General features: G+C 49.2%; 8 protein-coding genes. 6 read left to right on the plus strand and 2 right to left on the minus strand.

The window, feature by feature from the left end:
* Positions 1-1,117: NAD(P)/FAD-dependent oxidoreductase (locus tag A3751_RS20860; protein WP_068458766.1), on the plus strand; the 1,117-nt coding region annotated here is incomplete at its 5' end.
* A gap of 9 nt (positions 1,118-1,126) precedes the next feature.
* On the opposite strand, the gene A3751_RS20865 is transcribed toward A3751_RS20860, so the two are convergent.
* Both A3751_RS20865 and A3751_RS20870 read right to left on the minus strand, forming a co-directional pair.
* Complete coding sequence (locus tag A3751_RS20865) at positions 1,127-3,061, minus strand: methyl-accepting chemotaxis protein (protein WP_068458767.1); 1,935 nt, start codon at positions 3,059-3,061, stop codon at positions 1,127-1,129.
* 150 nt (positions 3,062-3,211) lie between these two features.
* Complete coding sequence (locus A3751_RS20870; protein WP_068458768.1) at positions 3,212-6,688, minus strand: PAS domain-containing hybrid sensor histidine kinase/response regulator; 3,477 nt, start codon at positions 6,686-6,688, stop codon at positions 3,212-3,214.
* Positions 6,689-6,865: 177 nt separating this feature from the next.
* Between A3751_RS20870 and A3751_RS20875 the strand changes: the two genes are divergently transcribed.
* The 5 genes from A3751_RS20875 to A3751_RS20895 all read left to right on the plus strand — a co-directional run.
* Complete coding sequence (locus tag A3751_RS20875) at positions 6,866-7,120, plus strand: DUF4212 domain-containing protein (protein WP_068458769.1); 255 nt, start codon at positions 6,866-6,868, stop codon at positions 7,118-7,120.
* A gap of 10 nt (positions 7,121-7,130) precedes the next feature.
* Positions 7,131-8,864 carry a sodium:solute symporter family protein gene (locus A3751_RS20880; RefSeq protein WP_068458770.1) on the plus strand — a complete coding sequence of 578 codons (1,734 nt, stop codon included), beginning with the start codon at positions 7,131-7,133 and terminating at the stop codon, positions 8,862-8,864.
* 67 nt (positions 8,865-8,931) lie between these two features.
* Positions 8,932-9,423 (plus strand): hypothetical protein, encoded by a 492-nt coding sequence (locus tag A3751_RS20885; protein WP_068458771.1) that lies wholly within the window; start codon positions 8,932-8,934, stop codon positions 9,421-9,423.
* Between the two features lie 20 nt (positions 9,424-9,443).
* A complete protein-coding gene (locus A3751_RS20890) occupies positions 9,444-11,282 on the plus strand; it encodes a putative nucleotidyltransferase substrate binding domain-containing protein (protein WP_068458772.1) in 1,839 nt (612 codons plus the stop codon).
* A partial coding sequence (locus A3751_RS20895; protein ID WP_068458773.1) for an exonuclease domain-containing protein occupies positions 11,269-11,881 on the plus strand: 613 nt, incomplete at its 3' end. The genes A3751_RS20890 and A3751_RS20895, both read left to right, overlap by 14 nt.

Here is an 11,881-nt window from a genome sequence, read left to right on the forward strand (position 1 = left end):
ACAGGTCGACTTCCGAGTGCATGCGCAACAGCATTATTTTGAGTATCAGCCGGGCAGATTGACGGGACTGAATCGAGATCAAAAAACCATAACATTAGCACCGATAAAAAACTCGGCGGGTGAGACCGTGGTGGCTGAGCGTCATCTTTCGTATGACACTTTGGTATTGGCGGTGGGCAGCACGACCAACGACTTTGGGACCAAAGGTGCGGCAGAGTTTTGTCAGTTTCTTGATAGTCAGGAGCAGGCGAGGCGATTTCACCGAAATCTGTTGAATCGTTATCTTCAGGAAGAATTTGCGGATTCAAGCGAGCGCAATCTGCGGGTTGCCATCATTGGGGCTGGCGCGACAGGCGTGGAACTCGCTGCTGAGCTGAGATATGCCTCGCAGCAGCTCGAGTACTATGGTTTACATCATATTGGGCCTGACAATATTTCGATTTCGTTGATCGAAGCCGGAGAGCGCATTCTTCCAGCGTTGAAAGAGCGGCTTTCTTCAGCAGCATGTCGCGAACTCAAAAAATTGAATATAGAGGTACTTACCTCTAAGCCTGTGACGGAGATAACGGGGCAATCATTGCACTTTGCTGATGGCTCGGAGTTAGAGGCGGAGATCAAAGTATGGGCTGCAGGCATCAAAGCACCTACGTTTCTTTCAGAGCTTGATGGGCTCGAAACAAATCGAATTAACCAATTGAAGGTCGACGCGACTTTACGCACAACGCGAGATGACAGTATCTATGCGTTTGGTGATTGCGCTGAGTGCTGGCTTGAAGGTAACGAGCGGCCTGTTCCGCCTCGTGCGCAAGCGGCACATCAGCAAGCGAGCACGTTGTATAAAACGCTCATCGCGAAGTTAGAAGGCAAAGCAGCGCATCCGTTCGTTTACAAAGATCACGGTTCGCTCGTCTCGCTGAGTGATTACACCGCAGTCGGCAGTTTGATGGGTAATTTAAGCAAAGGCAGCATGATGGTAGAGGGTAAGTTGGCAAGATTGTTTTATGTCTCGCTTTATCGAATGCACCAATATGCGCTGCACGGTTTCTTCAAAACCGGCCTCATCTGGCTGAACGACAGGCTGATGAAAGCCATTCATTCAAGAATGAAGCTGCACTAGCTCACGATACTAAACGACAAATTGATTCACTTGGCCTTCAAGCGCTTCCACCTGAACGCTGATGGCTTGGCTCGCTTCGTCGGATCGATGTGCAGCCTGCGTCGTTTCGTCTGCGGCCATGGCGATTCGGTTGACGTTGCTGCTAATTTCGTTGGCAACCACGCTTTGTTGCTCTGACGCGGATGCGATCTCGATGGCTTTTTGCTGCAAGTTACTCATTAATCCGTTTAGAATTTCAAACTGTTGGTCTGCGCGCGAAAAGCTTTCCATTGAGTTGTTAACCTGATTATTCGCGCGTTCCATGGCACTCACCGCATCGTCACTGCCTCGTTGCAGGCGATCAATAATATCTTGGATCTCTTCTGTAGATTGTTGTGTTCGGCTAGCGAGCGTGCGTACTTCATCGGCAACAACCGCGAAGCCGCGGCCGCTTTCGCCTGCTCTTGCCGCTTCTATTGCCGCATTGAGGGCAAGTAGGTTAGTTTGCTCGGCGATTGTGCGAATGACTGTCAGCACAGTGCCGATTTCCTGACTATTCTGATTCACTGAGGTAATGACGCCACTCGCTTTTTGAATATCCTGCACCATTTGATCCAGCGCTTGTCGGGCGCTGCCAGAGAGTTGTGCTGTCGTATCCGTTTCAGTACTTGCTTGTCGCACGCCATCTGCGGTTTGCTGTATATTCTGTGTGACTTCTTGAACGCTTGACGACATCTCTTGGATTGAAGAGGAGACATGCTCTACCTCGGCTTTTTGAGACTGTATCGAGGCGGCTGTTTCTTGGCTGGCGGCAACTTGTTTCGAGAGTTGCTGACTGGTCTTCGAACTAGAATCCTTGATGTTGCTGATCAAGCCCTGCAAGCGCTCAAGAAACTTATTGAGCCCCTCTGCTGTATGCACGAGCTCGTCATTACCCGGGATATTCACGCGCTGGCTAAGATCCGCTTCGCCTTGGGTTAAGCCCCAAACGGCCTTGTTTAGTTTGTTGATCTTCATGATCATGCTGATGCCAATGATGGTAACCGTTAAGAGCAATAAGATAATGGTTGATAGAACGCTACTTCCGACAAGCGCCTGTGAAAGACTGCTCGTTTGGGTGTTAATTTGCTCTATCACAATGGCGTTCTCTGCGGCGATTTCTTCAGAAAGTGTCTGCATTGACTCATCGTAGTTGGTACTGAGGCTTTCCGATTGTTGGTTAATTACCCAAGCAACGGCCTCCTGACTATTTGCCACCGTTGTCTCAAACTCTTGTTTGATGGCGAGTTGTTCTGCCTCTAATTTACTGGCATCGATACCAATCCAAAGCTGCCCTATGACGGAGCCTTTCGGGGCGATGGGCGATTTCACCAGTATGACGCGCTCGTTCTTTTGAGCAGCATCAAGCGCTTTATTGACAGAGCCGCGGCCACTCCCTTCGCTAATGAGCTGTTTTACGAATGGGTCGCGTCTATCGACGTAGCGGGTCATTCTCTCCTCGTATTGGTCAAAAAACACCGCTAACACGATACTTTCCTGGGCATCCATCAGCTCGACGATTTCGGTGAGTCTTGGGATGTTCTGATCCCAAATCAACGGCGCGGAAAGTTCGCCAACCAAATTGGCCATCATCGAGATATTGTTGACTAAAAGTGCGCGACGCTTATCACCTATGGCTGTCGACTGGGTTTCCAATTGTTGCGCAAGCTGCTCACCCATTTGTTGCCGACTTTCGCGCTTCATCGTATCCAGTGCGCCCAAGAGTTCTTCTCGTACAGTCTCTTGCGCGATGGCCTGTTTTTCAAACGAGGTGTCTAGATGCGATCTTGCTTCTGCTTCCAGCTCTGATGCCTGATAGCTGATTAGCCATGCACTCGCTAAAACCTGCACAATGCCGGCGGCAAGCAATAAAAATAGCACTGGTCGTAACAAGCGGCTTTTGAAAACAAACGCGAACTTCTGCACAGAGTAATCCTCACAAAGTAATGTGCATTACTTTAGTCGAATTACGCGTTTTTGCTTTGTTTGGCGTTCTTATCTTAATAAGGTTGTGTGATTGAGACAGAAATACATTTGTGGATTCCGCCTCGGTTCATTAATGCCCCAGCGGGGGGCTTAATGTTCGTGAATATGCGTAAGCCAAGCTCTGAGTTTTGCCGGTTTGACTGGTTTACTTAAAAAATCAAAACCGCGCTGTCGCGCATTTATAGGGAGATCTGGGTCGGGCGCGGCCGAGATGATACATACAGGCAAATCCTCACCCCAGATGTCTCTCAGAGTTTCTGCAAGGGTCAGGCCGTTAAAGTGCTCATCGTTAAGTTGAAAATCCATGAGTAGGGCGTCGGGCGCGGAGTGCTGCTCGCTATACTCAATCGCCTCATTAGCGATTTGAATGCCCGTCATTTTACATTGCCAGCGATGAAGGAGTGCCTCCGTCGCACTAATGTTTTCTGCACCATCATCTACATAAACGATGCTCATGCCTGCAAGCTCATGTGTTGGAGCGATGGCATTGCTCTCGTCATTCTGGGTTTGTGGCGAAGCGATGGGCAGAGTGATTGAAAAGCTTGAACCTTTTTTAGTCACGGATTGTACTCGGATTTTATGGTCTAGTAGATCAGCCAATCGTTTGGCAACCGCTAAGCCGAGCCCGAGACCGGCTTGCTCAATTTGGGCCTGAGAGCGGAAGAAATCATTAAATACTTTTTCAAGATCATCTTTGGGGATGCCCGGGCCCGAATCGATAACGAAGAGCTCCACATGCGCATCGTGACGTCGACAGCCAACGATAATACGACCTTCCGCGGTGTACTTTACCGCGTTAGAAATAAAGTTCTGAACAATGCGCGAAAGCATTTTTTGGTCCGACAAGACGTGCACAGAGCTCGGGATATAGTGCAACGCAACCTCTTCCGGCAACTGCACCTGCGCCTCATCAATGAGCGATTTGAGAATCTGATCAAGCGGTACCGATGAGAGCTTCGGTTCTATGCTGTCGGTATCAATGCGCGCAATATCAAGCAACGATGAGATAATCGACTCTGCGCTGGCAATAGAATTGCTGATCTGTCGCACAATACGCGTATCACGACGTTCGTTTTGTGCTTCAAGCAGGGAGGTAACATAAAGCTGCGCGGCATTCAGTGGCTGCAAAATGTCGTGGCTGGCAAGAGCGAGAAAGCGAGACTTGGTCGCATTGGCTGTTTCTGCCTGCGACTTGGCTTCAAGAAGCGCGGTTTCCATGCCCTTTCTTAATTCGATCTCGTGTACCAAGTCTTGGTTGATGCGATTGATTTCTTCGGTGCGACTTTCGACGCGCTTTTCAAGGTTTTGATTGCTTAGCTCAAGTTCGTTTTGAATTCGAATGAAGTCACTAATGTCATCGTACGTCGTGACATAGCCGCCGTCTGGTAGCGGAGTACCTTTGATCTCGATCACTTGTCCGTCATGGTGCTCGCGCACAACGCGATAGGGTTTTCCGTTCTTAAGGTGCTCAAGACGTTTGTGGACAAGCAGTTCAATATCACCCGCACCGAGCAAGCCTCTGTGCGCATTAAACTGCACAAGCTCGGATACGGGAGTACCGATCTTCAGCATATTTTTTGGATAGTTGAACATTTCTTCGTAACGGCGGTTCCAAGCAACGATATTCAAATCGTCGTTTACGACGCTGATGCCGGAGGAGATATTCTCGAATGATGAGAACAGGATTTCCTGATTAAAACGCAGCGCTTTGGTGGTTTCGCCAAACATACTGACGACATCTTCAACTGCGATTTTATTGCCGCTACGAAGGCCATCAATCATTGCATTGGCAGACGCGACACCGGCGATGCCGGAAAGAGCACGACGAACCGTTTCGATTAATTCTTCGGGGCTTGTTTCTTCAGGGTTGATACTCTCGGGCTCGAAAATACGGTCCGCGATCCTCGCACCTGCAAATTGATTTGCCAGCTCTTTCAGATCACCAATTTTAATCGCGGAGTCGTTTTCGCCAACAGGCTTTTGTAATTCAATTTGGGTGAATGTCGAAGCCTGAATACGATCCGCTAAGGTGGTGCGATCGACTCTCGAAACTAGCCAAGTTACCGCGATGTTGATCCCTAGGCTTACCAGCACACTGCGGGTAAAGGCATCACTAAACTCAAACCCGAGAAAGAACTCCGGGCTGAGCCATTCGAAGCCATAAGGGCCTTGTGAGATATAGCTCTGAGCAACAAGGCCAATGTCGCTCATGATTGGGGTGATCAGCATGTATGCCCATACAAGCACGCCGCTGCCGAGGCCGGCATATACACCAATCGCGTTGCACCGCTTCCAGTAAAGCCCCATGAGTATTGCGGGCGCCAAATGTACCGAAAGCGCAAATGCAATCAGACCGATGCTGGTGAGAGCGGCATTTGAAGCGAGCAGTAATTGATAGAGGTAGGCCGCGAAAACTACAAAAATGACCATTCCGCGGCGTGCCAAAATCAAAAGCCGTGTGTAGTCACGAAAACGCTGTTGGCCGCTTTGTCGACGCATAATAAGTGGCAGGATGACATCGTTGGAGAGCATTTGGCTTAGCGTGATGGTCGCGACAATGATCATCGCGGTTGCCGCAGAAAACCCGCCGAGAAATGCAACTAAGGTAAGTATGTCAGACTCAAGATGGATCGGTATTGCGATCACGTAGGTATCGCTGGAAACATCCGTGCCAGCAAAAATCTGGTTGCCTGCCTGCGCAATTAGGTAGATACAGAATCCGATCGCGACGAGGTATAGCGGAAAGGTAAAGCGTGCGGTGCTCAGATGTGCCTTGGAGAGGCACTCTACAAAGGTGATTTGGAACATTCTTGGCAGACAAAAAATGGCGCAGGCAGCAAGGCCGGTTTCGACGAAAAAGCGTAAGCCCAGACGAGCTGGGGGCGGGTTTTCGTCGGGGCTAGGTAGAACGGAAGAAAAGCTCTGGTCGCTACTCAAAAAGTAAAAAGCAAAGGCGGCTACGAGTGCAAGAGCAAGCAACTTGACGATGGATTCGAAGGCGATGGCATTCATCAAGCCGCCATGGTAGCCGGAGATATCGAGCTGACTTGTGCCGAATAACAGTGCAAACAGAATCATTGCTGCTGCAATGAAGAACGTCAGATCCTGATTGCCTAGCGCATTCGTGCCAATAACCAAGCCAAGCGTGTCTGAGACAGCTTTAAGCTGCAAGGCGATATAGGGCACGGTTGCGAGTAATACAACGAGCGTGACAAATGCTGCGATACCCTGGCGTCGGCCATAACGCGAAGCGATGAAGTCGGCAATGTTATGAATATGCTCTTGCTTGCAAATTTGATAGATCTTCACGATGACCGGAAAGCCGATTGTGAATAAAAGAATCGGCCCGAGAAGGATGGGGATAAACTGCCAGGTTGAAACCGACGCCGTACCTACCAGTCCGTAAAACGTCCAAGAGGTGCAGTAAACACCAAGAGCAAGAGCATACACGAGTGGGTGACGAACCCAGCTATCGGCGACAAAGCGCACTCTATCGCCTCTGCGAGCAAGCCAAAACAATAAGGCAATATAGGAGATGATGGCCAGAGTAATGGTGGCTGGTGACATATCTTTACGACCAAATAAATAAAGAGTGAATGCTTATTTTTATGAGTATATCTGCTCCTACTTTAGTCGACCCTTAGACCAAAGTCTTGGTCTCAAACTGGACAAATGTTGATAGATTCGAATGAGCCCTGCAATTTCGCAGGTCCGTTCATGTGTTCAGCAACCCGGAGAAGGCTTATGAAGAAAGAACACGAATCGGCATATTGGAGCTACAACATATCGCTAATGATCAAGTTATTGGTGGTGTGGTTTGTTGTTTCATTTGTATGCGGAATTCTTCTTGTAGATGTCCTCAACCAAGTTCAAATTGGTGGCTACAAGTTAGGTTTTTGGTTCGCGCAACAAGGCGCTATGTACACGTTTGTGGTACTGGTGTTTTATTACGCGAAAAAAATGGCAGCGCTAGATCGCGAACATGGCGTAGACGAGTAGGAGCAAGGCAATGGAACTTCAAACCCTTACCTACATCGTTGTAGGTTTAACTTTTGCGACCTATATCGGTGTCGCATTCTGGGCCAGAGCAGGCTCAACAAAAGAATTCTATGTAGCGGGCGGTGGTATTAACCCTGTCGCAAACGGAATGGCAACCGCAGCTGACTGGATGTCTGCCGCGTCGTTTATATCCATGGCTGGTTTGATCGCTTTCTATGGATATGGTGGTTCGGTATTCCTTATGGGCTGGACAGGTGGTTATGTGTTGTTAGCGATGTGTCTAGCACCCTACCTTCGCAAGTTTGGTAAGTTCACTGTGCCGGAGTTTATCGGTGATCGCTATTACTCGAAGACGGCGCGGATTGTTGCGGTTGTTTGTTTGATTGTAGCGTCTGTGACTTACGTTATCGGCCAGATGAAAGGCATTGGTGTTGCATTTTCTCGCTTCCTTGAAGTGGACTACAACACGGGTCTTTTAACAGGCATGGGGATTGTATTCTTCTACGCTGTAATGGGCGGCATGAAGGGCATCACTTATACGCAGATCGTTCAGTATGTGGTGTTGATTTTTGCGTATACGATTCCAGCGATTTTTATCTCTCTGAATCTGACAGGTAACCCGATTCCACAACTTGGGCTTGGTAGCACTCTGGTCGGCTCCGACACCTACCTGCTAGATAAACTCGATATGGTTGTGACGGAACTTGGCTTTGCTGAGTACACCACGCAAGCACGTCTGAGCACCTTAAACATGTTCGTATACACCATGTCTTTGATGATTGGTACGGCGGGTCTTCCGCACGTAATCATTCGTTTCTTCACGGTGCCGAAAGTGAGAGATGCGCGTACCTCAGCGGGCTGGGCATTGGTCTTCATTGCGATTCTATACACGACAGCACCTGCTGTTGCGGCTATGGCGCGTTTGAATCTTATGACCACGATTGATCAGCCTGAGCAAGCTGAAAATCTTGCGTATGTAGACCGTCCTACCTGGTTCAAAAACTGGGAAACAACAGGTCTGTTGGAGTTCGAAGATAAGAACGGCGATGGCCTGATTCAGTACACAGCGGACAAAGAAACCAACGAAATGGTGAAAGTTGACCGCGACATCATGGTTCTAGCGAACCCTGAGATTGCGAAACTTCCTAACTGGGTGATTGCCCTGGTTGCAGCTGGTGGTTTGGCTGCGGCGCTTTCAACAGCCGCAGGCTTGTTGCTGGCGATCTCCTCGGCGATATCACACGACTTGCTGAAAGGCGTCTTAAAACCGGATATCACAGAGAAGGGTGAGTTGATGGCGAGTCGGATTGCCATGGCCTTTGCGATCGCAGGTGCCGGTTATCTCGGCTTCAATCCGCCCGACTTTGCAGCAGGCACGGTTGCACTGGCCTTTGGTTTGGCTGCCTCGTCTATCTTCCCTGTGTTGATGATGGGTATCTTCAGCAAGACAGTAACGAAGGAAGGTGCGATCGCTGGTATGGTCGCAGGTATCGGTGTTACCTTGCTGTATGTATTCCAGCACAAAGGCATCATGTTCATCGCAAGTACGTCGTTCTTGGGTGACATGGATCCAAACTGGTTCTTCGGAATCGAGCCAAACGCATTTGGTGCGATTGGTGCGGTGGTGAACTTCCTCGTTGCTTTCGGTGTTTCTAAGGTGAGCGCAGAAGTTCCACAAGATGTTCAGGATATGGTTGAGCATATCCGTATGCCCGGTGGTGAAACCCAAGCGCAGGCTCACTAAGCCTGAATAAGTTTCACCGCACTTGCCAGGGAGACACACCCTCCCTGGCTCTTTTTTGGAGTGTTAGATGTTCAAAAATAAACATGTTCTTGTTGCCATGATTGTTGCACCGATTCTCGCTGTGGTGGCTTATTTCGCAACGGATTACATCGTTGGTGAAAGCCCGGTCGCGGTGGAAGCGGGACAAAGCTACCCTCTTGTCGCACGTTCAAATTGCCGTTATGCGAGTGGCGTGTGTACTTTGGTGAATGGGGATCTCGAGATCAAACTCAGCTTGGCCAAAGAGGTTGATGGTGGGCAAGTATTGAATGTTTATTCAAATCAAAAGCTCGAGGGCATCAGGCTCGCATTGACGCAAGCTGAACAGGAATTCCCTCAGGTGCAACTCGTTCAAAGTAGTTCAGACAAAAACAATTGGCATGCCGACATGAACAACATGCCGCAACAGATTGATTCCTTGCGACTTGCGATGCAGAGCGCGGGAGCTGTTTTTTATGCCAGTGTTGGTACGGATTTTTTTGTTCATGATGCACGGTATCCGGAGCCAATCGTAAACTAATTTCTTGGAAAAACTGTGTTATGACAGTCACCACGCAAGACGATCAGAAGCTGTTTGTTTCCCAGTGCCCCCCGTTTAACCATCTCAGCGAAGAAGCGTTAGATCGCGCGCTTAAACAACTCAAGATTGGCCACGAAAAAGCGGGTGTATCTCTATCTATGGCACGCTATTCAGGCATCGTGCTTATCCGAAGTGGCAGTCTTGAATTGCGCGATGAATCCAATAGTTTGATCGATAAAATGTCGGCAACGAACTGTTTCCTATTTACCGAGCGCGCGGTGAATCAAGTGGCCTCGGCACATTGTCTTGAAGACTGCCTGCTTTATTTTTTCCCGATCACCATACTTGACGATCTTGGCGATGAACGCGCGACAATCGATGACTTTTTTCACGCGACTGAGCATGCTCGGCTCAGCAGGGTGCTTGATAGCAGAGAGCGGAACTATTGCCTTAATCAGCGCGTAGCAGAACTGATGGTGAATGACCCGATCCGGGTTCAGGCTGACGAATCAATTCGTGCAGCGGCTCAGCGGATGTCCGAGGCAAAAATTTCCTCATTGATCGTGGTTGCTGATGGAGAGCTTGCAGGTATTGTGACGGACCGGGATCTAAGGTCGCGTGTGCTAGCGGCAGGCGTGGATCCGAATAAACCGATTAGTGAGGTCATGACCTCTAGTCCGAAAACTATTCGCCGCTCACAGACAGTCTACGAAGCACAGTTGCTGATGATGACGGAGAATATTCATCACCTCCCAGTAATGAGCGGTTCAGCACCGGTGGGCATTATCACACTCAATGATTTTGTTCGTGCCCAAAACTCAGAGCCCATTTATCTGATCCACGCAATTAATCGATCTAAAACCGTTGAGCAAATAGAAGAACGCTGCAAAGCGCTGCCTGAGTTGATTGATAAGATGATTCGCGCCAATGTGCGGGCACATGAGATAGGCCGCATTATCACCTCGATAACCGATGCGGTAACAAAGCAGCTTATTTTCCTAGCTCGCAAAGAGTGCGGTGAATTGCCATGCCAATACGCGTGGGTCGTTTTTGGCTCTCAGGCACGTGCCGATCAGATGTTGGGTTCGGATCAGGACAATGGTCTGATCCTTGAGCGAGAACTAACCCAGACTGAAAGCATTCAGGTTGAAAGCTTCGCGCGTTTTGTGAATGACGGGCTAGATAAGAGCGGCTTAAAGTACTGCCCTGGCGGTATCATGGCGATGAACGAAAAGTGGTGTCAGCCGCTAAGTGTCTGGAAAAATTACTTCGCGCACTGGATTGTTGAGCCCGATCCCAAGGCGTTAATGCACGCGAGTATTTTTTACGATATACGCCATGTCGATGGCGATGGTACGTTGACGCAGGGCTTAAAAGAATTTGTTGCAAGGGATGCAACAAAGAATTCGATATTTCATGCCCGCATGGCTGAGAACACCCTTCAAAGCACGCCTCCGCTTGGCTTTTTTAAACAGTTTGTACTGGAGAAAGATGGCAACCATCGTGCAGTGTTGGATCTCAAACATCGTGGTACTGTGCCGATTGTTGCGATGGCGCGTTTATATTGCTTGGCTGAAGGGATTACAGCAGTGAATACTGTGGATCGTTTAAAGGCATTGGAGAAGCAAAAGATCATCTCTTCTGAGCAGTCGCGTAACTTGTGTGATGCGCATGAATTTATTGCAGGTTTGCGACTTGAGAATCAAAGCAGGCAGATCCAGCAGTCAGAGGCCGTGTCGAATAACTTGGATCCGAAAACACTATCTCCCCTTGTCAGACATCAATTAAAAGACGCGTTTGCCGTTGTTGCCGAGAGCCAGCGTTCTCTGAAAATGCGGTTCGGCCATGGCACTATCTAGGTTTCTAAAGCAGCTTAGATGGCGCAAAAAAATTACGGCGTCTGGACCGCTTAGCCGTTTGTATGAACAGCCGGCTTGGTCGTCGCGAACGCCTTTCTCTGAGCTAAAGATTCTTGCTGTTGATTGCGAAATGACAGGGCTGAACCCAAAACAAGATGCGTTATTGAGTATCGGATGGGTCGTGATTCAGAATGGCTTTATTGAGTATTCGAGCGGTCGACATGTGTTGTGTCATGCCACAGAGGACGTTGGAGAAAGCGTGACGATTCATGGTCTGAGTGATCGACAGATCGCCGGAGCTTCTAGCGTGTCACAAGCATTAAGTTTGCTGATGAAGGATTTGAGTGATTCCGTGGCTGTTTTTCATCACGCACATCTTGATGTCGAGTTTCTTCAGCGAGCGGCCGAGAGCTCTTTTGGTTGCCCCTTATCCTTTCAGTACATCGATACGATGGCGATTGAAAAGCGTCGTTTAGATCGACAGGGTAGGGCCGGTAGCTTGCAGCTAGGGTTGTGTCGTGATCGTTATGCGTTGCCACACTCTCACGCGCACAATGCGCTCAGCGATGCCATCGCAACAGCAGAGTTGCTGATTGCCC

The organism is Oleiphilus sp. HI0080 (assembly GCF_001635135.1).

Excerpts from the sequence above, each read along its gene's own strand:
- A3751_RS20880 (WP_068458770.1), top strand. The coding sequence starts at position 7,131 with ATGGAACTTCAAACCCTTACCTACATCGTTGTAGGTTTAACTTTTGCG.
- A3751_RS20870 (WP_068458768.1), bottom strand. The coding sequence starts at position 6,688 with ATGTCACCAGCCACCATTACTCTGGCCATCATCTCCTATATTGCCTTA.
- A3751_RS20875 (WP_068458769.1), top strand. The coding sequence starts at position 6,866 with ATGAAGAAAGAACACGAATCGGCATATTGGAGCTACAACATATCGCTA.
- A3751_RS20890 (WP_068458772.1), top strand. The coding sequence starts at position 9,444 with ATGACAGTCACCACGCAAGACGATCAGAAGCTGTTTGTTTCCCAGTGC.
- A3751_RS20885 (WP_068458771.1), top strand. The coding sequence starts at position 8,932 with ATGTTCAAAAATAAACATGTTCTTGTTGCCATGATTGTTGCACCGATT.